This is a genomic window from Colwellia sp. E150_009 (assembly GCF_053543955.1).
The window spans coordinates 62,316-88,491 of record NZ_JBHFOM010000004.1 but is presented as its reverse complement, the minus strand read 5'-3'; the positions used below and the strand labels follow the sequence as shown (position 1 = coordinate 88,491).

At 35.6% G+C, this 26,176-nt stretch carries 22 protein-coding genes; 14 read left to right on the top strand and 8 right to left on the bottom strand.

All coding sequences use genetic code 11. From position 1 onward, the window contains the following. Window positions 1-15: 15 nt before the first annotated feature. From mrcB to ACE1OF_RS03185, 3 genes are all read left to right on the top strand, one after another. Window positions 16-2,373, top strand: a complete 2,358-nt coding sequence (gene mrcB, locus ACE1OF_RS03195; RefSeq protein WP_448892744.1) for a penicillin-binding protein 1B — start codon at window positions 16-18, stop codon at window positions 2,371-2,373. A 227-nt stretch (window positions 2,374-2,600) separates the two neighbouring features. Next, entirely contained in the window at window positions 2,601-2,966 is a 366-nt protein-coding gene (locus tag ACE1OF_RS03190) for a YebG family protein (RefSeq protein ID WP_448892742.1), read from the top strand. A gap of 22 nt (window positions 2,967-2,988) precedes the next feature. Next, window positions 2,989-3,720: a M48 family metallopeptidase gene (locus tag ACE1OF_RS03185; RefSeq protein WP_448892740.1), complete on the top strand. Its 732-nt coding sequence runs from the start codon at window positions 2,989-2,991 to the stop codon at window positions 3,718-3,720. On the opposite strand, the gene ACE1OF_RS03180 is transcribed toward ACE1OF_RS03185, so the two are convergent. Next, the gene (locus ACE1OF_RS03180) at window positions 3,700-4,380 is read right to left on the bottom strand and encodes an FMN-dependent NADH-azoreductase (RefSeq protein WP_448892738.1); all 681 of its coding nucleotides are present in this window, start codon (window positions 4,378-4,380) and stop codon (window positions 3,700-3,702) included. The genes ACE1OF_RS03185 and ACE1OF_RS03180 overlap by 21 nt on opposite strands. Before the next feature lie 123 nt (window positions 4,381-4,503). Here ACE1OF_RS03180 and ACE1OF_RS03175 point away from each other — a divergent pair, with 123 nt between their 5' ends. Further along, on the top strand, window positions 4,504-5,394 hold the full coding sequence (locus tag ACE1OF_RS03175) for a LysR family transcriptional regulator (protein ID WP_448892736.1): 891 nt from the start codon (window positions 4,504-4,506) through the stop codon (window positions 5,392-5,394). Between the two features lie 189 nt (window positions 5,395-5,583). Here ACE1OF_RS03175 and ACE1OF_RS03170 read toward each other — a convergent pair whose 3' ends face one another. The 5 genes from ACE1OF_RS03170 to ACE1OF_RS03150 form a co-directional block, all read right to left on the bottom strand. Next, a complete protein-coding gene (locus ACE1OF_RS03170; protein WP_448892734.1) occupies window positions 5,584-7,065 on the bottom strand; it encodes a winged helix-turn-helix domain-containing protein in 1,482 nt (493 codons plus the stop codon). 127 nt (window positions 7,066-7,192) lie between these two features. Continuing rightward, window positions 7,193-9,493: a carbohydrate binding family 9 domain-containing protein gene (locus tag ACE1OF_RS03165; protein WP_448892732.1), complete on the bottom strand. Its 2,301-nt coding sequence runs from the start codon at window positions 9,491-9,493 to the stop codon at window positions 7,193-7,195. Window positions 9,494-9,661: 168 nt separating this feature from the next. After that, window positions 9,662-11,386 carry an alpha-amylase family glycosyl hydrolase gene (locus tag ACE1OF_RS03160; protein WP_448892730.1) on the bottom strand — a complete coding sequence of 575 codons (1,725 nt, stop codon included), beginning with the start codon at window positions 11,384-11,386 and terminating at the stop codon, window positions 9,662-9,664. Window positions 11,387-11,451: 65 nt separating this feature from the next. Beyond that, window positions 11,452-11,709, bottom strand: a complete 258-nt coding sequence (locus ACE1OF_RS03155) for a hypothetical protein (protein WP_448892728.1) — start codon at window positions 11,707-11,709, stop codon at window positions 11,452-11,454. A 432-nt stretch (window positions 11,710-12,141) separates the two neighbouring features. Next, the gene (locus ACE1OF_RS03150) at window positions 12,142-12,699 is read right to left on the bottom strand and encodes a helix-turn-helix domain-containing protein (protein WP_448892726.1); all 558 of its coding nucleotides are present in this window, start codon (window positions 12,697-12,699) and stop codon (window positions 12,142-12,144) included. Window positions 12,700-12,764: 65 nt separating this feature from the next. Here ACE1OF_RS03150 and ACE1OF_RS03145 point away from each other — a divergent pair, with 65 nt between their 5' ends. The 5 genes from ACE1OF_RS03145 to ACE1OF_RS03125 all read left to right on the top strand — a co-directional run bounded on the left by ACE1OF_RS03145 (window position 12,765) and on the right by ACE1OF_RS03125 (window position 17,687). Next, the gene (locus ACE1OF_RS03145) at window positions 12,765-13,952 is read left to right on the top strand and encodes a benzoate/H(+) symporter BenE family transporter (protein ID WP_448892724.1); all 1,188 of its coding nucleotides are present in this window, start codon (window positions 12,765-12,767) and stop codon (window positions 13,950-13,952) included. 218 nt (window positions 13,953-14,170) lie between these two features. Then, window positions 14,171-14,989, top strand: a complete 819-nt coding sequence (locus tag ACE1OF_RS03140) for a helix-turn-helix domain-containing protein (RefSeq protein WP_448892722.1) — start codon at window positions 14,171-14,173, stop codon at window positions 14,987-14,989. A 92-nt stretch (window positions 14,990-15,081) separates the two neighbouring features. Beyond that, window positions 15,082-15,456, top strand: a complete 375-nt coding sequence (locus tag ACE1OF_RS03135; protein WP_448892720.1) for a carboxymuconolactone decarboxylase family protein — start codon at window positions 15,082-15,084, stop codon at window positions 15,454-15,456. Between the two features lie 129 nt (window positions 15,457-15,585). Continuing rightward, entirely contained in the window at window positions 15,586-16,482 is an 897-nt protein-coding gene (locus tag ACE1OF_RS03130) for a TlpA family protein disulfide reductase (protein ID WP_448892718.1), read from the top strand. 437 nt (window positions 16,483-16,919) lie between these two features. Then, window positions 16,920-17,687: an EAL domain-containing protein gene (locus ACE1OF_RS03125; RefSeq protein ID WP_448892716.1), complete on the top strand. Its 768-nt coding sequence runs from the start codon at window positions 16,920-16,922 to the stop codon at window positions 17,685-17,687. A 124-nt stretch (window positions 17,688-17,811) separates the two neighbouring features. On the opposite strand, the gene ACE1OF_RS03120 is transcribed toward ACE1OF_RS03125, so the two are convergent. Beyond that, entirely contained in the window at window positions 17,812-18,405 is a 594-nt protein-coding gene (locus ACE1OF_RS03120) for a LysE family translocator (RefSeq protein ID WP_448892714.1), read from the bottom strand. A 101-nt stretch (window positions 18,406-18,506) separates the two neighbouring features. Here ACE1OF_RS03120 and ACE1OF_RS03115 point away from each other — a divergent pair, with 101 nt between their 5' ends. The 5 genes from ACE1OF_RS03115 to ung all read left to right on the top strand — a co-directional run bounded on the left by ACE1OF_RS03115 (window position 18,507) and on the right by ung (window position 25,508). Continuing rightward, window positions 18,507-19,376: a LysR family transcriptional regulator gene (locus tag ACE1OF_RS03115; RefSeq protein ID WP_448892712.1), complete on the top strand. Its 870-nt coding sequence runs from the start codon at window positions 18,507-18,509 to the stop codon at window positions 19,374-19,376. 609 nt (window positions 19,377-19,985) lie between these two features. Then, complete coding sequence (thrA, locus tag ACE1OF_RS03110; protein ID WP_448892710.1) at window positions 19,986-22,472, top strand: bifunctional aspartate kinase/homoserine dehydrogenase I; 2,487 nt, start codon at window positions 19,986-19,988, stop codon at window positions 22,470-22,472. After that, window positions 22,454-23,461 carry a homoserine kinase gene (gene thrB / locus ACE1OF_RS03105; RefSeq protein ID WP_448892708.1) on the top strand — a complete coding sequence of 336 codons (1,008 nt, stop codon included), beginning with the start codon at window positions 22,454-22,456 and terminating at the stop codon, window positions 23,459-23,461. Before thrA ends, thrB begins: the two co-directional genes overlap by 19 nt. A gap of 54 nt (window positions 23,462-23,515) precedes the next feature. Then, window positions 23,516-24,820 (top strand): threonine synthase, encoded by a 1,305-nt coding sequence (gene thrC / locus ACE1OF_RS03100; protein ID WP_448892706.1) that lies wholly within the window; start codon window positions 23,516-23,518, stop codon window positions 24,818-24,820. Window positions 24,821-24,830: 10 nt separating this feature from the next. Further along, window positions 24,831-25,508 carry a uracil-DNA glycosylase gene (gene ung, locus ACE1OF_RS03095; RefSeq protein WP_448892704.1) on the top strand — a complete coding sequence of 226 codons (678 nt, stop codon included), beginning with the start codon at window positions 24,831-24,833 and terminating at the stop codon, window positions 25,506-25,508. Window positions 25,509-25,554: 46 nt separating this feature from the next. Here ung and ACE1OF_RS03090 read toward each other — a convergent pair whose 3' ends face one another. Next, window positions 25,555-26,172: a GNAT family N-acetyltransferase gene (locus ACE1OF_RS03090; protein ID WP_448892702.1), complete on the bottom strand. Its 618-nt coding sequence runs from the start codon at window positions 26,170-26,172 to the stop codon at window positions 25,555-25,557. Window positions 26,173-26,176 lie beyond the last annotated feature (4 nt).

Below are 26,176 nucleotides of genomic sequence, written 5' to 3'. Positions count from 1 at the left end.
CAATATTAAAAACTAATGCCAACTAAAAAATACACAGAAAAATCGCCAAAAAAAGATCTTAAGCCATCAAGAACATGGTTGCGAAGGCTTGTTATCACTACAGGTAAACTTATAGTTGTACTTATTTTTGTGTTAGCTATTTTTACCATTTATTTAAACGCCAAGGTACAACAAACATTTGAAGGACAACGTTGGCAAGTTCCGGCACAAATTTATGGTCAAATTGAGCAGTTAACTGTTGGTGAACCGCTTAATTTGAATCATTTAGGAAAGTCCTTAAAATTAAATGGTTATCAGAGAGTCAACACTGTGATGGCCTCTGGACAATATGCCCAATCAGCCAACAGAATTATAATATATCGTCGCCCATTTTCGTTTCCGCAAACGATGACTGTTGTCTCTACCGATGCCATAAAACTCACTATTGACGTGTCTGATGGAAAAATAAGCCAACTATTCAGCGATGATGTTCCTGTTACTTCGCTACCATTAGAGCCTATATTATTGGCTCGCTTAGTGCCTAATAATAAAGAAGACCGGGTACTTGTTGCGTTAGAAAAAACGCCTACGCAGCTACTAGACACATTATTATTGATTGAAGATCGTAACTTTTATCATCACCAAGGTATTTCTCCGCTAGGAATTTTACGTGCTTTGTATAATAACCTAATGGCTGGGCGAACAGTGCAAGGGGGAAGCACCTTAACCCAGCAGTTAGTTAAAAATATGTTTCTAACGCGAGAGCGCACCTTAACGCGTAAATTAAAAGAAGCGATGATGGCCATCATTATTGAAGTGCGTTACAGCAAAGATCAGCTACTTGAGGCATATATTAATGAAGTGTATTTAGGTCAACATTACGCTAATGGTATATATGGTTTTGGTTTAGCGGCTAAATTCTATTTTGGTAAAAGCCTTGCAGAGTTAAATAGCGCACAAATTGCCTTGTTAGTTGCACAAGTGAAAGGGCCAAGTTATTACGATCCTTGGCGTCATCCTACAAGAGCAAAAGAACGTCGAGATTTAATACTTAGATTAATGTTTGAAGAAAACTTTTTATCTGTTAATGAATTTAAACAATCGGTTAATTCTCCTTTATCAATAAGATCAAACAGACGATTTAACCAGCAAGCGTACCCAGCTTATTTACAGTTAGTACAAAAAGAGTTGGATCAATTATTACCTACGTATCAGCAAAAAACTGGTATCAGAGTATTCACTGGTTTTTCTCATCTTAGTCAGCAATTTCTAGAACAAACGGTGACAAGCCAACTAGCCAATTTAGAATCAAAATATCAGCAAAAAAACTTACAAGTTGCAATGCTTGTTACTGATATTCGTAGTGCCGAAATTCGGGCTATAGTGGGTGACAGACAAAGTGGTTATGCAGGGTTTAACAGGGCAATGACGGCTAAACGTCCTGTTGGTTCATTAATTAAACCTGCAATATACTTAGCAGCATTAGAACGTTATGAACAATTCAACTTTGCAACGTTATTGGCAGACGAACCTATAACTCTGACGAATGGCGTTGAGATTGTTAATGAAAAGGGGGCTAAAAAAGCAAAATCATGGAAACCTCAAAATTATGATGGAAAATATCGTCATCAAGTACCGCTAATTGACGGTTTAGTTAATTCACTTAATATTCCAACGGTTAATTTAGGCATGGCTTTAGGGCTTGAAAATGTTGCGAATGTTATTCATATGCTCGGTTTTGACGAGGATATTGTTATGCGTCCATCAATATTACTAGGTGCACTAAATATGTCACCAATGCAGATAAACCAAATGTATTTGGCACTAGCAAACCAAGGATATGCAGAGCAGACACACGCGATAAATACGGTTACTTCAAGCAAAGGAGATACTTTATGGCAATATAAACCGACTAATGCGCAGGTGATTTCAACTAATGCTGTATATTTAATGGATTATGCTTTGTCTGAGGTAACAAAAACAGGTACGGCAAAATCACTTAGTTGGCGTTTGAAAAATAATCAATTGGCAGGGAAAACAGGCACAAGTAATGATTTACGCGATAGTTGGTTTATAGGTTACGATAATAATAATTTAGTAACAACATGGGTTGGCAAAGATGACAACAAACCAACGGGATTAACAGGCAGTAGTGGCGCTTTGGTTTTGTTTGCTGATTATATGAAGCAACAAGGTGTTATTAATAGACAAATGCCTAAACCTGATGCAGTAGCCATGACCGTATTTGAAATAGAAACAGGACACGCTGTTCAGTCGCATTGTGCTAATACTATTAATTACCCTGCTATTTCTGCAGGAATTATATTACAAAAAGGCTGTTTACAACCAAAGGTTGATGAACGCTCGTGGTTTGAAAGGTTATTTAGCGATTAGTAACACAGTTAGGTGGGCAAACAGTTAATAGTGATAATAAATTGGCTGTGGGGTAAAGTTTGATATTACACAATAAAAATACTGTTTTTATGTACAGTTTGTGATTTGTTGTGTTATTGTTTAGCTTAGTAAATGTAAAAACTTATGTAATAACCGTACTAACTTAACACAATAAATGTGCAATAAACTTTATTGTGGTTCTCTTTAATTATGACTAAGGAATTATAATGGCAGTTGAAAGTCGATTCGTCGTCATTAGACACGGGGTGGAGGCAAAAACATTTATGGATAAGAAATCAGCAGATGAATATGACAAAATGTTAGATATGGCTGATAATTTAGCTGATGTCTTTGCACAATCCCCCATAGATCTTAGTGATAGCGCTAGCGAAGAACTAAGTATTTATTTGGCTCAACATCGTGATGATGTATTAGTTGCATTACTTGCGAAAAAACCAAGTAATAAAGCGCCAATAAAAAAAGCAGCAAAAACGGCTAAGAAAAACGCAGAAGCTGCTGAAAAGGCTGTTGATGATAAAAATGCTGCAAAAGAACAGGCACCTAAATCGCCTAAGTTAAGTAAAGCGAGTTAATCGTTTTAAATAAAGTCACAGCATGATGATGGAATATAATCTTGTACGCAGTCGTCGTAAGACACTGTCTTTGCAGATAAAAAGTGGGAAAATATATGTTAGAGCACCTTACCATGTAGATGAGCAGTATATTGACTCATTTATTAAGAAAAAAAAAGCATGGCTGAAAGCTAAAATATCAGAGCAAAAACAAACGGTTGATTTGTGCTGTGATTTTACTCAAGGATCTAACTTATATTTATTTGGTCAACTTGTTACATTGAATATTGTGGCTGCAGATGTAAATACACGGTCAAATGTTACTTTAAGGACATTAGAAAATGGTCAGCAAGCGCTCACTATTACCTTGTCTCAACGTATTCAGCGTAATTTGCATACACCGTTGCAATGGGCTATTGCGATAAAAAGTCAGCTTGAATGTTATTTTGCACAGCAAGCTGAAAAAATAATTCCCCCTAAAGTCAGTTATTATTCAACTCTAACTGGGCTTAATCCTACTTTAATTAAAATAAGAAAATACAGCGCCCGATGGGGCAGCTGTAATAGCAAAGGAGAATTAAGTTTTAATTATTTATTAATGATGCTGCCATTAGATGTTATCGACTACGTTATTGTGCATGAGCTTTGTCATTTACAACATTTAAACCATTCTAAAGATTTTTGGCAGTTAGTTACCCAATACTATCCTCAGCAACTTGCAGCGAAGCAGTGGATAAAGACTCACCAATCGGCTTTACATTGGCAAATGCCTTAGTTTATATATCTGTTTTACTAATGCTTCAATTTCTCTATATGCATCGTTAAGAGACTTCTCATGTCTTGCATCAGCGAACTCTTGATACTCAGCTTTAATCTCATAAAATTCATCTACTCCTAAATACTTACCTACTATTTCGATATGTGGCCCTAGGTGATTCATTTTCTCTCTTACGCCGCCTATTTCAAAACCAAATTCGCCACAAGAAGAAAGAAGAATAAGTTTTTTACCTGACATTATCGGCTCTATAGGAAAGTCACCTCTATCTAAATCAAAAGTAAATGTTTTATTAATGCGTACTACTTGGTCAAACCAAGCTTTAAGTACCGCAGGCATACCGTAGTTGTACATGGGGGAAGAAATGACAATGATGTCAGCTTGATACACCTCATCTATTAATGTGTCAGACAAAGTCAAAAGCGTTTTTTGTTCTACAGTCCGCTTTTTATCGTCTGTAAACACAGCAGCAATCCAATCTTGGTTGATAAAATCAGGAGGGTTTAGCCCTAAATCTCTATAAATAACTTTATCTTCATTATTTAAGGTACGCCATTTGTTGATAAAATGAGCTGCAAGAGATTTTGAAATTGAATTGTATTCTTTTATATCGTTATCAGTTCTTCTTGCGCTTGAATCTATATGTAAAATCGTTGTCATGTTTTTTTATACTCATTAGTTCAGTAAGTTGTAGATATATTTTGATAGTCCTACTACTTATTGACAAACGATGAATACTACCTTATAGATGAATTAAACTTATCTATAAAGTGGTATTTCAATATGCATTCTCGACTTCCTCCTTTAAATGGCATCAGAGTTTTTGATGCTGTGGCTAGATTAGGAAGCTTTAAAAAGGCTGCTGAAGAACTGCATGTAACACCTACAGCCGTTTCACATCAAATTAAAGCATTAGAAGCATCACTTGGGATTTTGTTATTCTTACGAAAAACACGAGCTATACAATTAACTCAAGATGGTAAGGTTTTAGCCGAAACTGTCTATAGTGTATTACAGCAATTGACTAATACTATTAGTGAAATATCGAATACTAAAAATATCATTACCGTAAGCACCACGTCTTCTTTTGCAGCAATGTGGTTAGTACCCAATTTGGGTAAATTTAATCAATTATATCCAGATGTTGATGTTGTTGTACAAACAAGTGAACATGTTGATAACCTAGAAAAAGATAGAAAAATAGATCTGGCTATTAGGTATGGGGTTTATAATGAATCATTGAAAAATTCAACGTTACTAATCACTGAAGACGTAGGAGTATATGCCACGCCTAACTATATTGAAAGCATCACTACATTAGAAGAAGCAAACTTGTTAGAGACTAAATGGCAAAATAAAAATCTTTCTGAAATTTCTTGGCACACACTTCTTATTGAAAACGGTAAAAATAATCTAGAGTATAATATTCGACAATTCACTCAAGAACACCATATTATTCAAGCCGCATTAGCAGGGCAAGGTTTTGCTTTAGTGAGTTCCTTTCTTGTACAAAATGCAGTAGCACAAGGTTGGCTAGTTAAATACAATGTTACTGAGAAGAGTAATAAAGCTAACGGTTTTTGCTATTATCTTGTTATTCCTGAGCACAACCGACAAAGCAAAATTATTATGGCATTTAAAGATTGGATTGTAAGTGAATTGGTAATTGAATAAACACTTTTGGCATTTCGCAGTTATTTTTACCCTAAATAATCGTTAGCGGTGTAAAGAAAATGAGAGTATCTTTTATAATTACTTTGTTTGTTCAGATATTGAAATTAAGCCCAACCTAGCGCATTTTCGCTCTTAATCATAATATCGACAATAGGTTCGTTGCTTAAACAAACGAGCTGCTATTTAATTTTAATCCAGATGATTTTCGAGTTTTATTTTGTACTGCTCTAGCATGGAGTATAAGAACTCTAATTGGATGCTTTTGATACTTCTCTTGGCTTTGGTATAATTTTCTTTGGCCTGTTCAATACCCCCTTGCAGAAAAAATACTTCAGCTAAATGAAGTCGTGTGGAATTTATTCCTATTTGGCTTTGAATAATTTGGTATGCAGACAACGCATTTGTAAAAGCCTCTAAGGCTTTGTTAAGTCTTTTCTGTTTAAGATAAACTAAGCCTTGCTCTTCGGCTACACTGGCTTTTAGGAACCAATCTTGGTGTTTATCGGTAATATTAATTACTTGCTGATAAAATTGTAACGCTTGTGTAAAATCTTGTTTTTCAGCTGAAATTCGTCCTTTAAGTAATTGAATGTTTGCAATTTCCAAGGGAGATTTTATTAAAACATTCGCTGACTCATTTAACAGAACCGTTGCTTTTTCTACTTGATCATCCCATAAGTACAACTTACTTAAATAGATCATGGCAATAACCGAATCAGGGTTCAATGATAGATAACTTTCAAAAAAACTAATGGATGTATGCCAATCCGACTCATAACTAATCATGGCCTCAGCAAATAAAGCATCGTTAAACTCATCTATTGGGTTATATTCACTTTTTTTGAGCGGCTGATTGATAAAGTCGGCTAACTTTTTTGATAATGTGGCAAGTGCAGCATTTATTGAGGTATCAAGGATAACACCTTGCTTTACATCATTTAGGAGGTGAAATTTATATACCAGTTTGTAGTCTGACACATAGCCAAAGATTTCTGTTTCAACGATTAATGTAGCACCAGACACATTGAATAAATTAGCGACATCATTGGAAGAAAACTTTCGTTCTAAACCTACCGTGTACATTAATTGAGGAATGTAGGTTCCCGGATAGATAAAAATTGAATTAGGGAAGCCTTTTAATTTTGCAATAAGTTGTTCCATTGCCCCTAAATAAATCCAATCGTTTTCTCCATAAGGAATACTATTCTTTATTGGTAGCACAAGAATGCTTTGATCGAAATTAACTTCGGAAGTCTCTTTATTTGAAAACAAAATTGTAATTATGATGAAGCAGATGAGTGAAATGGCAGCAATATAATATTTCAATACAGAAGGTGTTGCTAAACTGTTCAGTTTATCTTGCTGTATTTGATTAATAGGCTCTAATTGTGCAGTGAATTGATATCCCTTACGTGGAAAGTTCAGAATAATTTCCGAGTGACCGAATAATTTACGAATTTCCCTAATAGACTGAAAAATAACACCATCATCTACGTTTACATCGTCCCAAATACAGTCCAACAGCTCCTGTTTACTGATAGTATCTCCAGCTCTATTAGCCAGATATAACAGAACTTCTAACGTTTTAGGTCGAATGTTCTGACAGTGGTTATCAGTAGATAACGTACGCGCTTGTATATCAAGAACAAAAGTATCAACGTAGTATTTCATTAAAGCGACATGTAAATAAGAGTGTTATATGATGTTATCAAATAATGTTAGTTAGGATCAGCTAAATTAGTTGCTTAATTTCTCATGCCAACTTGAATTTCTGTCAAACCATTAAATATAAATGTTTTTATAAAGTATGACTTAACTTCAAAAAAATACTTTTTTGGTTCGTTGTTAATCTTTTCGTGGCATCATTATCAACCGCGTTGCTTGATAAGCCTAGGTAAAAAGCTGAAAGCGCATCAAAACGATAAGAGTACACCAGTTGAGACCCTAAGCTTTTACTTTTCTTATCAATATCAAAAGTATAATTACTCGGATTAAAAACCATATTATTATGAATCAAAGACAATCGAACTTTACTGTCACTGTTAAATTGATAATTAATACGTAAGTCAGTTAAATTTACTGTGTATAATTCATCATTTAACACTGTCATTTTCTCAAAGGTATGCTCAAGCCTGATGTTAACAGCATCATTTACATCCCACTGAATAATAGGGAGCAACTGTACCTTCTCTCCTTTACGGTTATTAGCATAATCAACAGCATCACTTTTAAGTAATAAATTACTGATGTAAAAATTAGCAATTGGCCGAATTTCACCATAAATAAAACTAAAATCGATATCAAACTGGTCGCTATTATCGGTTATATTGGTAATACTTGGGTCAAAGCGTAAACCAACTTTGGTTTGTTTTCCTACCCCTGTACTTATTCTCGATTGCATCATACCGTTAAGATTTAACTGAATTTCGACATTATCACTGATGAGTTCATTATCAATATTGGTTTCTTTATCAACACCAACCCAAAATTCAACCTTATTCCACATTGGTGATTCAGGATAATGCACATAACCAGTTCTAATTTGACTTTCTTTAATATCAATTTTACTAACAAAGCCTAAGTCGGCGCGAAAGTCTTCTCCTTTATGTTTATGGTAAGCACTTAACCACCAATTTCTTTTAGTATGGTTAAAATTTACTTGCCACGCAATATCAGTAAGTTCATCGCTACTGTTAACGCGTATACTTGATTCATTGTCACATTTGTAACAAACTTTTTTATAAAAATCAGCAGGGTACTCTGTGTTTGAAGAGAGCAGTTGTGCATCTAAAAAGGTGCTTTCATTGAAACGTAAACGACCATCGATAGAAAAAATATAGTTATGATAGTCTTCACTTTTCCTTACCGTATTGGTTATGCCAAAAGATGATTCATTGCTAAAGTCATAACGATAACGTAGTGCACCGTTAATCGTTTTCTCATCAATATTTACTAAAGTTGAATTAAGATTACCAGGTATTAATAAACGTGTACTTTCATCATTACTTGCGAGTACCGCAAAAGTACCATTACCACTGCGTTGGGTGTATTTCCCGCCAACATCAGGGGCAACAATATTTCGGGTATACACCAAGTTATATAAACTATCAAAATAGTTATGGTTTTCTAGAAAAAATCGTCGTTTTTCTGGTAGGTACAGTGAAAAATTACTGTTGATATTAAGTGGTGCATTATCTAGCTCTATTTGCGAAAAGTCGGGATTAATCGTTGCTGAAAATAAGCTGTCTGAACTGGTATTCCAACTAAAGTCTCCTCCCACTTCAACATCATTTTCACTGTGCCAGTTTTCTTGTGTCGATAAATTTCTTTGTATATTTTTACCCATAACAATACTAGGAACAAAGATCATATTAGTACTTTGTTTAGCTGCCTTAAAACCTTTTATTGGTTGCATTTTGCACAGCGAACAATTATTTTCTCGGTCTTGGCTGACGTTTGAAATCTTATAACTGACCTCTCGCGGATAAAAACGGATAAACTCTGCCGACCAACGTTTAACTCCCGTATCGTCGGCAAAATTAAGTTGGCTTAATGGAATAATAAACTCAGCGGTAAAACCTTGCTCATAGACAGCTGTTTTTGCTTGCCAAACAGCATCCCAATTATCATTATAATTTTGAGTAATGCCACTTTCTATTGAATCAATTTGTACCCCTTTTGTATTGACATAAAAATGATAGGCCAATTTATGGGTATTAAGCGTATCTAGCTTAAATCCGACTAAATCATCATGCCAAATTTTATCGCGATCACGTAAATAAGCTCTTATAAGTTCGGGGTGCGGATCTTGCGCCCTAAAGCCAACATATAAGTTATCACCTGACTCATAAATATATACATCGGTTTGTACTATCGCTTTAGTGTTTTCAAAAGGCTCAATCGTATAATTAAGCGGAAACTGTCGTGCTTTTTGCCAAATCGCTTCATCAAGTTGTCCATCAAGGGTTATCGATTGTTGATAATACGGAATTGATAGTGATTGGGCGTCATTCTTTATTTTAGTTAACGTTTCAGCGGATAGCTTAGTAATGAAAAATAAAGTAAAAACATATAGAAAAATAGGGAGAAAACGTAACATTATCAAATAACCTTAACGTTACCCAAATAACTTTAAACGTTTTTATTCCACGTTAGGCTGTCTGGGTATGGGGCGTAAATTCAAGTTTCATCAAATATTTATATTCACCCGTTTAGTAAAATGTAGGTGGGTGAATATAAATAAAACAGAGTTATAAGCTGAAAGATCCTAATGACTTAAAGGAGCCAATAAAATAATGTTAAATGGCGAGCTAAAATTAACTTCATTGTTATTAACGGTTATTATTTGATTTGAGTAGTAGTCTTTCACTTGGCTACCATTAGGAAAAACATTATGTACAGGCAGTGTTTTCATGCCTTTGTTGACTTCTAAAGCAACCAGGATTTGGTCTAATTCCCCTTTATCTTCATAGGCTCTGCTGAAAACGTAAGGTTTATCACTATGTTTTTTATGAATACCTGCACCAACAGCAATGTGATCATGACGAAAAGAGCCTAATTTTTGCCAATGTGTAAGTAACGCTTGAGTATCTTTCTTTGCTAAATCGTCCCAATTCATAAAAGAACGCCACGTCGCATCCCCCATAGCACCCTCAATAGTTAAGTTTCGTGCTAATTCATCACCATAATAAATTTGTACAGCGCCGGGTGCTAACATCAATTTCAATGCTGTTTCATAAGGACTCTTGCGAGCTTTATCATAAGGTTCAGGGTCATCATGAGAGACAACATAGTTAATTACACCAACTCCGGTAAGAGCACCCTTATTTAATTTTTGTGAGTAAGTGCTAAAAATATCTTCCATGGATCCTTTAGCATGGGTGGCAAAGCCCATGTTGATTAAGCTATCAAAACCAAAATCAAAAAAATCTACTTGTTTATCACCATAATCATAATTTCTGGTGCCTGCGGGGGTATTTTTAAAGCCATTTACGCCAAAGTGCATTACCTCACCAACCATAAAGAAGTCTTTATCGTCTAGAACTAACGTTGGATTTTTTGCTTTCCATTGCTTAAAGGCTAATGATGCTTCCGTTTTTAATACTTGCCAAATTTCAGCTTCAACATGTTTAGCTGTATCAACTCGAAAGCCATCAATACCATACTCTCTCACCCAATCAGTTAACCATTTAACAATGTAGTTTTTTGGGGCTCTACTAAGCTGTGTTCTTTCAAAAAAATCATCAAGTTCAGTAAGCTCTTGTTCAAGTCGACCTTCTAGTCGCCATTTTTCTAATAAAAAATCTGGTAATTCAACATCTTCTTCTGACTCGGTAAGCACATCAGGTATGCTCGTTGCTAATGCACATTTAACATTATGCTCATAACTATGCCATTGGCAGGCTGGGTTGGTTCTAACCCAATTATCAGGCCAAGCAACATCTGAATTTGTTTTTGGTCCAGTATGATTAATAACAACATCGGCTAAAACACGAATACCGTTGGCATGAGCGGTATGAATCATATTTTTCATTTCAGCTTCAGTGCCAAAATTAGGATCAACATTGGTCCAATCTTTTATCCAATAACCGTGAAATGGGTAACTTCTTCCCCAGTCTTCATCCCAGTAACCGTGAACTTGTTCATTCAGGGGTGTCATCCATAAAACATCAACCCCTAACGCCTTAAAATAGCCATCGTTAATTTTATTAGTTATTCCTGTAATATCTCCGCCCATAAAATTTCGCAGCACAGCAGCATCTTGTTTTCGATCAAAAGCCTGATCATTGCTTTTATCACCGTTAGCAAAACGATCTGTTATCATAAAATAGACAATGGCATTATTCCAAAATGGGTCAATCCCTTGCTCGGTCTGTGTTTTACTGTAGTTGTAGGTTTGATTTACTTCGTTATTATTAATGCTATCTTTACTGCTGTTGCAGCCAATTAGCAAAGTGCAGGCAATAAAAGCCCCTAACAAGTAATTTGTCATAATTTTTCTCCAAAAATGAGTTTTAGTGTTTGCCGATTAACGACTTAGTAAACGACTTTAGTTAATTAACGTCGTAACATTTCAGTAGGAAATTTTTGAGTTACGGTATAAATACTTTTATGAATTATTTTTGAAATAAGTAAAGAAATCGTACTAATTGACACTAAATAGTCAGGCAGTAATAACCATGTAAAAAATCGATAAGGAAAATGGTTAAGCCATGAAAAAGAACAGTAAAGTGATAATGCCATCGGCTGAACAACATAAGTATTCGCAGAATAGATGGCTGCGATAAATAGATAAGTTAGATTTTTAAAGCGCATTAAGTCGTTTCCAATATATACGTAAAACTTGAAAACCATTTAGCTCTTTTACGCTAGAGAAGAGAACTTAAAATTTCTTAAATAAACTGAAATTGTTGAAAACATTGATAAAATAAATACGTGACAATAATATAGTAGTCTAAGTTAACTCTTCATAAAAATTAGCGATATTAATGTTAACTAAACACAAGATTGTAAATTAAACGGTAATTAGGAAAGAAGACTGGACACTTAATAATGTATTTCTATCATAACAGCAAAAATATTTGCTTTCGTATCATTGCTACTATCAGTTGAAGTGATTCTTATGCATCATTTTAAACCGCTTTAGACTCTGAGTTGTTATCTAGCAAATAATGACCGCCGTCCACTGTGAGTTTGCAGAAGCTACTGTAGCAGTCACTCTCGTAATGGTATTGGTATGATTTTAATTTAAACTGAAGGTTTATCCTCTCTTGTATAATAAATAATATTATGAAATATAGCCTTGCTTTCTGACAGATTACGATAGCCATGCTTTTGGTTTGCATTAAATTTTACAACGTCACCTTTACTTAAATGGTGCCAATGACCATTCAAAAGATATTCAATCTCTCCCTCAATTACTAAGATTTGCTCAATTACTCCATTATTATGCGGTGCTGAAATTTGCTGATGTAGTGGTGCTAAAGTTAAGGAAAAAACTTCACTTTTTGTTTCTAAATCAAATGGAAATAAAGTAGAAATGGATATGCCAACCTCATTATTAAATATATTTTGAGGTAAGTCATCCCCCTCAATAGCTAGGAAAAAATAGCTCAATGGTAAATCAAAACCTGTGGCTATATTCCATAAACGCGCCACTGTTGGGCTTGACTCGCCTCTTTCAATTTGTCCTAGCATTGCCTTTGAAACATCCGTTTTCTTACTTGCAACATCAAGGCTCCAACCCTTATTGGTTCTCGCCAATTTGAGTTGAGAACCTATTGCATTGTTGACATTTATATTCATGACTTCTCTTGTGCGTTATAACGTATGATGGTACGCTGTGCGCTATAACGCACGCTGGGGGTATTATGAGGATAAAAGGTATATTAGTCAATCAGATAATAAGTGCGTCGGTTGCAGGGTTGCTTGCAGTTATTATTGGGTTTGCTAGCTCCGTCGCTTTAATCTATCAAACAGTTGTCAATTTAGGAGGTGATGCAAGTCTTGCATCCAGTTGGATATTAACTTTAGGGTTATCAATGGGGTTTACTTCTATTGCTTTATCCTTTTATTATCGTGTGCCAATATTGGTTGCTTGGTCAACGCCTGGAGCGGCATTACTTATTGCAAACACTCAACATTTTAATGTTAATGAAGCAATAGCAGGGTTCATGTTCTCAGCATTGTTAATTTTCTTGTGCGGTATTACTGGTTGGTTCGAAAAATTAATGAATAAGCTACCATTTCAGCTTGCTTCAGCAATGTTGGGTGGAATTTTGGTTAATTTTGGCGTTGATGTTTTTAACCAAATGAATGATGAGCCATTACTGGTAATAGCCATGTTTTTTACTTATTTAGTAGGTAGGCGATTATTTCCTAAATTTACCATGTTGTTAGTGCTGGTAATTAGTATTTCACTTGCGTGGCACCTCAATTTAATTACCTTTAGAGGTTTATCTTGGCAGCTAAGTGAATTTAGGTATATTTCACCAGAGTTTAATATCTCTGCAATACTCGGTGTTGGCGTGCCTTTATTTCTTGTTACTATGGCAGCACAAAATTTGCCTGGTATTGCCGTATTAAAAGCACATAATTATAAAGCGCCCGTATCGTCAGTATTGAGTGTTACAGGCTTTGTTAATATGTTTGCTGCCCCTTTTGGTGGTTATGCAATAAATCTAGCGGCAATAACTGCAGCAATTTGTATGACTGAAGATGTTGATAAAAACCCTGAAAAGCGTTACTGGGCAGCAATCTCTGGGGGTGGGTTTTATATATTGATGGCAATTTCTGCTGGATACTTGATGGAAGCCTTTGCATTATTACCGAATGCACTCATCTATTCATTAGCTGGTATAGCTTTATTTACGACGATTAATAGTAGCATTAAACAGGCACTATCTGAGGATAAGATGTCAGAAGCGGCAATAATTACTTTTCTTGTAACCGCTTCAAACTTGACGTTATGGGATATTAGTTCAGTATTGTGGGGGTTAATTGCAGGTACTATAACGCTACTTGTTCAAAGGTTACTAAAGAAACCTAGCTATATTTGAACTAACTAGTGGCAGGCATAATCTTGCAGGAGTCAGACACTTCCTGCCTGATTTTATATCAATATGACAGACTATTGGACCACCGTAGCAGCCAGTCATTATTAGTTAATTAAAAGTAATTTTATTAGCAAAGTTGATATTAGATATTCAAAAACGCAATCTATATAATGCTGGGGGATGAAATGCGAGTATGTTATTTTTGCTAACAGGGCAACTAAATGAAAAATAATAATTTAGATTATATTCTCCCTACCAATTTCCGCACAATGGGCTTAACAATAATAGAGCCACCTGCTTTTATTGCCAGATGGGTGCAGTGCTTTTGGTTGATGGATGGAAGAAAGAGCTCTGAACGCTTTATTGAAGAAAAACTTTACCCCGACGCAGGTACTAGCCTTACTTTTACTGTTAGTGAGAATAATGCCAGCGTTAGTTTTCTTAATAACACTCAGGTAATGATGAAGCGTTGGGATATGTTGAATACGTATGTCAGTATAAGATTTAAGCCCGGAGCAGCCTTTGAGCTTTTGGGATTAGATGTAAGCGAAATTAGGGATATTGATGTTGATTTTACTGATTTAGATTTTACACACAAAATTCACATTAATTTGTTATTAAACACATTACCTACATTAAATATGATTGAGCAACAGCACTTATTGCAGGATTGGTTAATAAATTTAGTCTGTCGAGCTTCTCCCCGTATTAATAAATTGAATACACTTTTTATTCAAGCTTTTGAAAATGTTTTGTCGCCTCTAAAAATTGCAGAACACAGTGGGGTAGGCAATCGCACGTTGCAAAGATATGCTCGAAAGTACCTAGGAACAACGCCAAGTCAATTATATTGCTATGCACAAATACGTAGTGCCAGACAGAAATTAATGTCCACTTCAAATACCATAGCAGCTATTGGGCTAGATTGTGGGTATTTTGACCAAGCACATTTCACCAATGCATTTCGCGAGCATACTTTAGAAACACCATTACAGTATAGAAAACGTAAGTTGTCGCAAATTTCCAATAACATATTTTAGATTCTACTAAAGTGCTTATCTTAACTTTAGGAGAACACTATGCAATCTAACATTACCCCCACCTTGTTGCTCATCTAACTGCGTTAGGTGAGGTGCCAGAAAGCACAGCCTTACCCAAGAAATTACAAGACTTAGTTAAACTACGCGTATCTCAGTTAAATGGATGTGGTTATTGTCAACACATGCATTCAGAAGAAGCTCGTAAGGATGGGGAAACACAAGCAAGATTAGATGTTTTACCTGCTTGGCGAGAGTTGTCTTGTTTCTCTTCAGATGAGAGAGCAGCATTAGCTTGGGCAGAAGCATTAACATTATTGGCTAGTTTGCGAATTGACAATGCTGACTTTTTGGCAGCAAAAAATGCTTTTGGAGAAAAAGTGTTTATGGAGCTGACAAGTATAATTTTACAAATTAATAGCTGGAACCGTATCTCGGCCGGCTTTCTTTTTCAGCCTGAATTAAAATAGTAGATATCATTATAAAAACTACATCAAGCCGAGCTCAGGTTACATTACTTTAGCGTATAAAGAATAAAGTTAATTTAGTTTATTAGGATATTTTATTATGTACAACAAACACCAAAAGTGAGAACGAATATGAAAGTGTTTTTTTATTTTATGGCTATACAAATGGCCTTTTTGTTTCCAGTGATAGCAAGCGAATTTAAGCAAATTGAATTAACAGATTTTAGGTCTAACAAAGTAGTTAACTTATCAATGTTTAACGAATCTAAGCCTATTTACATAAAGCTTTGGGCTACATGGTGTAAGCCATGCATGGAACAAATGCCTCATTTTCAACGTATTCAAGAAAAATACGGTGACAAAATTAATATTTTCGCCGTTAACATCAATATAAATGAGAATATGAAATATATTGATGATGTTGTTACTAAAAATGGATTAACAATGCCTGTTCTTTTAGACAAAGAAGGCAAGCTAAGTGAGGCTCTTGGTTTAGTAGGTACACCATTTAGCGTACTCATAAATACCAATAATAAAATTGTATACACAACACATGAGTCAAATAATGTACTTGATACCTTTATCGATAAGCTGGCAAATGGAAGTAAGCTTGCAGGTGAAGACAGCAAGGTAATTACAGCAGAAGAAAAGAAAAACATTATTAAGCCTTGGAAAGAAGGAAACCATACGTTGTTCTTTACTGCTACGTGGTGTGATTGGTATTTAGAAAACTCAAGACCTGAAATGGCGAATGAATGTAAGGAAGTCCAGTCAAATATTACTAAACTTTACGATAAATCAGAAATTAAGGAGTGGCATGGCTTTGTTAATCATTTATGGACTGATAAAAAAGCACTTACAGATTTCACTCAACTATACAATATAAAACTCCCATTCGACATTGATACGAATGGAGTGCTATTTACTTATTTCAATATTAGAAGCATTCCAACAATTATTAGAATTGAAGACGGTAAGGTGACCAAAAAGATTACGGGTAATGAAATAACAAAGCTTTTTAAAAAATGACCCTGTAATAAAATCTGTGTAACTACCTTAAATTAAGTTAATACACTGATGGGGAATTGCGATGACGAGCGCCAGAAAAAACGTGATCAGTTTCGTTATAAATTTCTGTAGGTTCCAACACCATCATATCGGTATTGTTATCTATTAGGTAGTGAGCTTTGAAGCCAATAGGCTCTTTACTCGCTTCGATACGAAAGCCACTGATACTAAATTTTGCGCGTTCGTTAGTAAGTGCAATAAAAGGTGATATATAATCAAAACCGACATAACCTGAGTCGGCAAAGGGGGATTCGGCTGCATTGGGGAACTCTAATTATTACAGATCACTTAGTGCGTTTACTGGAAATTAGGCTAAAGTTCTTTATGATATATTTTATAATGCATTTTCAGTACAATATTTCTGAGAAGTTTTAGCTATTACAAATAAGGGCTGTATTGTGACTAACAAACTAGTAATCTACGATAGGTTCTCGTGTGATAATTGCGCGGATAAAAATAGTCTTGATTTTGATTTTACAATGGCTTTTCAGCCTATAATCAACTGCAAAACAAAACAGATATTTGGATATGAAGCATTGGTGCGCGGTCTAAAAAACGAATCTGCTTATTCTATTATATCTAAAGTAAACGACGACAATCGTTATCTTTTTGACCAGCTTTGCCGCATAAAAGCAATAAAACTAGCATCAAAACTCAAACTTGAATCCATGCTCAGTATTAACTTTCTGCCAAATGCAATTTACAAACCGGAAAGATGTATCCGTACAACTTTAGAAGCCGCAAAAAAATATAACTTCCCTATCGATAAAATCATGTTTGAATTTACTGAGGTTGAGAAGATTGATGATACGAAATTCATTAAGAATATAATTGAGTATTACGACAAATTAGGGTTTAAGACGGCAATTGATGATTTTGGATCGGGCTATGCAGGTTTGGGCTTGTTGGCAGACTTTCAGACAAATATCATAAAATTAGATATGGGGCTTATTCGTAACATTGACCAAGATAAATCTCGTCAATATATCATTAAAAGTTGCCTTAATTTATTCCGCGACCTAAATATTACTCCTTTAGCAGAAGGTATCGAAACCAAAGAAGAAATGGAGTGGTTAAGAGATGCTGGTATTGAATTGTTGCAGGGCTATCTATTTGCAAAACCTGAGTTTGAAAACTTACCAAAAGTCAATTTTAGTGGCATGTAAATAAGTTCAGTACAGAGCCGTTATTTGCTTGATGTAACTTTTAACTATAATCAAGCAACTCATGTTCGTACCCAATAATATCTATAAAATTCTAATAGCCTCGTTTGAGATTCTTTTGATGAATCTAATTAAATTGTGAGTAAAGCAAGAAACACGAAGTCACAATCAAAAGGCCTCCCATTAACTGATTAAAAAGCTTTAATTTAAACTCGTTATTTAAAAGTATTGCTACTTTATTTCCTAATACAGACCAAGAGAAAAGAGATAAATAACATACTAGAAAATAGATCAATGAAAAGGTTAAAAACTCTTGATGACTATTAGGTACGGAAAACAAAGAAACGCCAACCATACAGGCTATCCATGCTTTAGGATTTAACCATTGCAATAGAAACCCTTGTATAAAAGTTGGTTGTTTCTGCTCTTTCATATCTAATTCTGGTTTTGATGTCATAATTAAATAACCCATATAAACAATAAATAGTGCCCCAACAACGGCTAAGTATTTTAGAAAACTTGGGTATAAATCAATAACTTTAGAAAAGCCTAATCCAATGAATAACAACAGTGATGTGAAACCAATCGTTCCTCCTGAAACGAATGAAAATGTTTTACGTACTCCGTAGCTTGCACCTGAAGATACAATAACCATGTTCACTGGCCCTGGAGATATTGACATAACTAATGAAAATGAAAACATTGCAATAAATAACGACATAACTTCTCCTATATTTTTTATAAACTATACATCTATTTTATTACTTGGATAAGGTGCTATAATTAAGAGTCACTGTTCTAAATACTTTAACAATAAAACAAATGATAGATGAATTACGATCAATAGCTATTTTTGCTGAAACGATAAAACAAGGTTCTTTTCGAGCTGCTGCAAAAGAGCTTAAACTTTCACCTTCAGTCGTTAGTTATCAAGTTACTCAATTAGAAAAATCTGTAGGTACGGCTTTAATTTACAGGTCGACTAGACATTTGTCGTTAACATCTGAAGGGACTGTGTTATATCAGCATGCTTTAAATATGATCCAAGCTGCACATCAAGGATTAAGCCAAATAACTTCAGATAAGCAAGAGCTAAGAGGTACTTTAACCCTTACCCTACCTTCCGCCTTAATCAAATCGGAGATAAGTAAAAAAATATCTCAATTTAGCAAATTACACCCTTGTTTGAATTTTAAATTATTTTACAGCGACAATAGGAAAGACCTTATTCTTAAAGGCATTGATTTAGCATTTAGGGCTGGCGAAATGGATGATAGTAGCCTTATGTCTAAACGAATCGGAGAAATCAATAGAAAACTAGTTTGTTCTTATGATTATTGGAAAGAAAATAAAAGACCTATCTATCCTCATGATTTAACAAAGTGGAATTGGATAAAATTAGATATGCTCCCAAATTACAGAACTTTAATAAATTCTGAGGGGAAAAAATGTGAAATTGGTTTTACAAGTAATATCTGTGTGAACAGTGTTGAAGCTATGACTCAGCTATGTATAAATGGCGCTGGTATAGCTACTCCTCCTGATTTTTTAATCGAAAGAGAAATTAAAAGTAATATTTTAGTTGAATTGTTACCAAACTGGCAAGTTGAACCGATTCCCCTATACGCAGTTTGGCCGAGTAATGTTTTTCAAAATAGCAGTGCGAAACGTTTATTAGATTTTTTAGAATGAAAATATTATAGGTAAATTACGTTATGTTTTTAACCTTTGGCTACTAGCAAAGAAATAATAGGTGATTACAGTGTGTTAGTTAACTTTTTTGTGCTTTACCAGACTAGAATGCAAACAGGGTACTTAAGCAACGGCAAAATTATAGTTGGCTTTTTGTTTGTGTTTCACTTATTTTAGCCACTAAAAGTTATCACTTCAAACTGCGTTACCGATACAAAAACTAATCTGAATCTGTTTTATACGGTTATTATTAATAACCGTTTTGTGGCAAAGTTAGCGTTCGGAGAGGAAACTTCACGTACAGGTATGAGTTAATTAATTATCAAAGTAGGTGCTTTATAACATTTTTGGCGTGTTCTATACATAACTAGGGTATACATGCATAGCCTATAACTTTTTATTATGATCTATGTTGGGCAATAAATGTTGACACTACCGCGTAAATCAGGCATTTTAATTGGCATGAAAATTACCTCTAGCCAAATTACCATTACCACCACCACCCGAATGGGATGATGGTTGCTGGCTAACGTGTAAAAAAAATAATTTTATCGAAGCTCGTAACCTGTAAAGGTTACGAGCTTTTTGCTTTCAAGAAAGGGAAAAAAAATGCGTGTACTTAAATTTGGTGGCTCATCATTGGCGTCGGCTGAGCGTTTTCGTCAAGTTGCTGATATTATCAAAGATAAAAGCCAATCTTCAAAAATTGCTGTCGTTGTTTCTGCGCCTCAAGGTGTTACAAATCATTTAGTTGCCATGGCTGAAAATATTAGTGATGAAGCAAAACTCATTACGGATTTAGGACATTTTAAACGCGCAATTACCACTATTATTGAAGATTTAGCTACGAGCTTACCTGAATTTAATACGCATCATTGTGAGCAAGCGCTTATTAACTATGAGCATCAACTTCAACGTTATATGCAAGGCGCAACAATGTTAACGTATTGCCCTGATCATATTCGTGCTCGTATTATTAGTACTGGTGAACGTTTAAGTGTTGCTATTCTTGATTCAGTTCTACAGTCCTTAGGACTACAAGTTTCATTACTTTCGCCAGAAAAATTTCTTTTTACCAGCGATTCATCATTAAATGCTGTTGCAGACTTAGTACTTTCTAAAGAAAAATTTTCAATTGAATATGAAAAACTTAATCAAGTCGCATTAATGCCTGGCTTTATTGGCATGAGTATCGGTAAAAATAATGAAGAAGGTAGAATTACCACTTTAGGTCGCAATGGTTCTGACTACTCAGCAGCGGTACTTGCTGTTTGTATGCAAGCTGAGTGTTGTGAAATATGGACAGATGTGGATGGTGTTTATAATGCTGATCCTCGCATGATCAAAGAAGCAAAATTACTTGATTATTTGTCTTACCAAGAAGCAATGGAGTTATCGTATTTTGGTGCGAGTGTATTGCACCCTAAAACTATTGGCCCTATCGCCCAATATCATATTCCTTGCCTCATTAAAAACACCAGTAATCCTAACGCGCCAGGTACTTTAATTTCTAACGAAAATGATCAACAAAAACGCGTAAAAGCTATCTCAAACCTTGATGATTTAACTATGGTAAATGTGTCGGGGCCAGGTATGAAAGGTATGGTGGGAATGGCAAGCCGCGTTTTTGCTACCATGAGCCGAGAAAATATTTCTTTGGTATTAATTAGCCAATCTTCAAGCGAATATTGTATTAGCTTTTGTATTCATTCAGCTGATATGCAACAAGCAGAACGTAGCTTGAAGGAAGAATTTGAATTAGAACTTCTTAATGGCTTACTTGAACCTATTGGGCTTAAAAGTGAATTATCTATTGTGTCATTAGTGGGTGATGGTATGAACCATCAACGTGGCGTAGCAGCAAAATTCTTTAGTTCATTAGCTCAAGCCAGAGTGAATGTTGTTGCTATCGCGCAAGATTCGTCTGAACGCAGTATTTCCGTGGTTATTGAACAAAGAAAATGTACTGCTGCCATGAAAGTTAGTCACCAAAATTTCTTTTCTCATAAACCAGCCATTGACGTATTTTTGGTTGGTTGTGGTGTGGTGGGTAGTGAGTTAATTGCACAAATTTCTCGTCAACAAGCCAGTTTGAAAAAGCAAAATATTGCTTTGAAAGTTTATGGTATCGCTAATTCAAAAGGCATGGTGTTTGATAAAGAGGGTATTGATTTAGATAATTGGCAAGATGCACTAGCTCAAGGGGTAGAAAGCAAAAAAGCAGTAGAAGTGAATGCACAAAATATTAAAGCCTTTGTTAATGACAACCACTTAATTAATCCAGTGCTTGTTGATTCAACGTCTAATGAAACGCTTGCGATGAGCTATGTTGATTACCTTGCTGAAGGTTTCCATGTTGTAACACCAAATAAAAAGGCCAATACAGACTCATGGGAATATTATCAAGTATTACGTAGTACGGCACAATCAACAAATCGTCGATTTTTATATGAAACAACCGTTGGTGCAGGTTTACCAGTAATTGATACTTTGCAAAGCTTGATAAAAGCGGGTGACCAACTAGAACGTTTTGAAGGTATATTGTCAGGCTCTTTATCTTATATTTTTGGCAAGCTTGATGAGGGCATGTCATTATCTGCAGCCACTGCTATTGCGAAAGAAAATGGTTTTACTGAACCTGATCCTCGTGATGACTTAAGCGGTATGGATGTAGCGCGAAAATTGTTAATTATGGCGCGAGAATCAGGCATGCAATTAGAGCTTTCTGACATTAAAATTGAATCAGTTTTACCGAGTGATTTTGATGATAGCGGTGATATTGATACCTTTATGAAAAATTTATCAAAGCTTGACGGTAGCGTAAGCGCTCGTTGTGAAGCAGCAAAAGCTGAAGGAAAAGTGCTACGTTATATTGGCAATATTGTTGATGGTAAGTGTCAAGTATCGATTGACGCGGTTGATGCTAGCCACCCACTCTATAGTGTAAAAGATGGCGAGAATGCTCTTGCAATCCACAGTCGTTATTATCAACCATTGCCATTTGTGTTACGCGGTTATGGTGCAGGTGCCGCAGTAACCGCTGCTGGTGTGTTTGGTGATATTTTAAGAACATTATCATGGGAGCAGCAGCACTAATGGCTAGTTCAAGTAAGGTGTCTGTTTTTGCGCCCGCGTCAATTGGTAATGTGAGTGTTGGTTTTGATGTATTAGGTTTAGCGGTAAAACCGATTGATGGTACTTTGTTAGGTGATGTTGTTAGTGTTGAGCAGGCAATAACAACTAATACAGAAGCTCAAGCTGATAGTAGTTTGCAGGTTGTGGGAGCTTTTGCAGATAAGCTACCAACAGCAAAAGAAGATAATATTGTTTGGTCATGTTTGCAGTTATTTAATCAAGCCTTACTGAAACAAGGTCAAGCCATTGTGCCTGTGCAAATGACACTTGATAAAAAAATGCCCGTTGGCAGTGGCCTTGGTTCTAGTGCTTGTTCCGTGGTTGCGGCGCTTGCAGGGTTAAATGCATTTTATGCGAAAAATTATCACTTTAGTTTTGATGAAAAAACCTTGTTAAAAATGACTGGCCAAATGGAAGCACAAATAAGTGGTAGCCTGCATTATGATAACGTTGCACCGTGCTATTTAGGCGGATTACAATTGATGGTGCCTGATCCAGAAGTGATTAGTCGCTTATTACCAGGTTTTAATGACTGTTATTATGTGATGGCTTATCCAGGAATAGAAGTATCCACAAAGGCTGCCCGTGAAGTATTACCAACAAGTTATAGCCGTGCAGATGTGATAAGCTATGGTCAAAATTTAGCAACCTTTGTTGATGCGTGTCATAGGCAAGATAAAGTACAAGCCTTTTCGGTATTAACCGATGTAGTTGCTGAGCCTTATAGAGTTAACTTATTGCCTAAATATCAGCAAGCGCATGATTATTTAATTGCTGAGGGGGCTCATGCTGTTGGTATTTCTGGTTCAGGGCCAACATTGTTTTGTATTTGTGATAATGCTGAGCAAGCCCAAAATTACGCCTTATGGTTAAAAGACAACTATTTACAAACTGACCTTGGCTTTGTTCATGTTTGCCAAGTAGATGCCGAGGGTGCGATAGAAATCTAACTCGATTGGCATATGTAAGTAGAACAATATATTTAAGATTAGTAGGAATAAACAGTGAAATTTTATAACTTAAAAGAAAATGACGAACGGGTAAGTTTTGCTCAAGCCGTTAAGCAAGGTTTAGGTAAAAATCAGGGGCTATTTTTTCCTGAAACAATGCCTAAGTTTGACAATATTGACGAGCTATTAGCACTTCCGTTAGTTGAGCGCAGCGTAAAAATATTACTTCCATTTGTTGAAGAAGATATTAATGAAAAAGAATTAACTGAAATTGTTACCGATGCTTTTAATTTTCCTGCGGTATTACAGCCTATCAGTAACGAACGCGCTATTTTAGAGTTATTTCATGGCCCCACGTTAGCATTTAAAGATTTTGGTGCACGTTTTATGGCGAAATGTTTACAAGCATTTGTTGCCAAAGATGCAAAAGCAACAGGTCAAACAAAACCGTTAACTATTTTAACGGCAACATCTGGTGATACAGGCGCTGCAGTAGCTCATGCCTTTCATGGTATTGATAATATCCGTGTAGTGATTATGTATCCCAAGGGTAAAATTTCATTATTACAAGAGAAAATGTTTACAACCTTAGGGGGTAATATTGAAACGTTAATGGTTGACGGTGACTTTGATGATTGCCAAGCGTTGGTTAAAAAATCATTTGATGACAATGAATTAGCAACAACGATTGGGTTAAATTCTGCCAACTCAATTAACATTAGCCGTTTATTAGCGCAAATTTGCTATTACTTTGAAGCCATGGCTCAGCTTTCTCGTGCAAAAACTGATTTAAGTAATATTGTTTTCTCTATTCCAAGTGGCAATTTTGGTAATTTAACCGCGGGCTTATTTGCTAAAGCGATGGGCGCACCTATTAAGCGTTTTATTGCTGCTACTAATTTGAACGATACTGTGCCGCGTTATTTGGAAACAGGTGAGTGGACTCCACATACAACCGTTGCCACTATTTCAAATGCAATGGATGTTAGCAATCCTAATAACTGGCCACGTGTAGAACATATGCTGAAATCAGGAATTGTTGAAAGTGGCTGTGTTAGTTCAGTTTCTATTGATGAAGAGCAAACACAATCAACCCTTATTGGTTTAAGTAAATTAGGTTATATTAGTGAACCGCATGCTGCAGTTGCTTATAAAGCGTTACAGTATAGTGCCACTGAAGCAGAGTTTGGGGTTTTCTTAGGAACAGCCCATCCAGCTAAATTTAAAGATGTTGTTGAAAGTATTTTGGGTCAACCATTAGGCTTACCGAAAGAGTTAGCCGATTGTGCTGGTGAACCTATTTTGTCTCATGATATGACAAGTGAATTTGCTGATTTGCGTTGTTATTTATTAAAATAAGTTTTTCACAATGATTAAACCACACTGGCAACAAATAATTACGCAAGAGCAACAGCAAGATTATTTTTGCCAGTTACAAGCTGAAATTGTTAAGCAAAGAGCTCAAGGTATTTCGGTTTTCCCAGAAGAAAAGCATGTTTTTAGCGCGTTTGAATTTACTGACTTAGAAGCCGTTAATGTGGTAATACTAGGCCAAGATCCTTATCATGGTATGGATCTTGACAAAATTCAGGCTCATGGACTTGCTTTTTCTGTACAAGAGGGAGTAAAAATTCCTCCTTCATTGGTAAATATATATAAAGAGTTGGCCGCCGATATTCATGGTTTTTTTGTACCTAACCACGGTAATTTAACCGCATGGGCAGAGCAAGGAGTATTGTTGTTAAATACAGTGTTAACTGTACAGCAAGGGTTAGCTCACTCTCATGCTAAATTGGGATGGGAAACCTTTACTGATAAAATTATTGAACAAATTAACCAGCATAATCAGGGCTGCGTTTTTATGTTATGGGGCGCTCACGCACAAAAGAAAGGCCGTAATATTGATAACGAAAAACATCTGGTATTAAATGGTCCTCATCCTTCTCCATTATCGGCTTATCGTGGTTTTTTTGGTTGTCAGCATTTTTCAAAAGCTAATACTTGGCTAGAGCAAAAAGGTAAAAAAGTGATTAATTGGTCACTTTGATTTAAGCAGAAAGTTTAAAGTTAGAGACTGACTGTATGTAAGCTAGTTAAAAACGAATAATCATTTCTGCGGCTTCACAGTGGCAATCGTATCCGCATAGGGAACAATTGTACCCTTGTTTGCTATCTTCATTCCATTTGTCTGGGTGAGACTTAATTAATTCACCACCACAGTGAGTAAAATAGGCAACGGCACTATTATTAGGGCTTTGTTTCCATAAATGGGCGATGCCTGCTTGTGCGCCTTGCATTTTAGCGGTTTTAATTGACAGTTGTAGTAATTTTTTCCCTATCCCTAAACCTCGGTAGTTTTCATCAACCGTATTACATTTAAAATAACAGCATTTGTTTTGTGGCACATGCCATAATTGAGGGGTGCACCATTTATCGACGTGCCAGTGTTCGGGTGTAAACGTAATACGAAAACCAACTAATTGATGTTCGTTTTTTATATGCTCAGTTTCTGGAGTTAAGCTGTTTTTAAGTACTGCCACATAACTACAAGTATTAGCTGTTTTGTCCATGCCTCGGGCGGCCCAATCAATCATGCTTTGTTCATTGAGGTACCCATCACCATGTACTTTATTAGCTAATTCAATAACTCGTTTGAAGTACACTGGTGTTAGTTTCTCATAACTAATTTCTGTTTTTTTTTGTTTTGGCATAGTT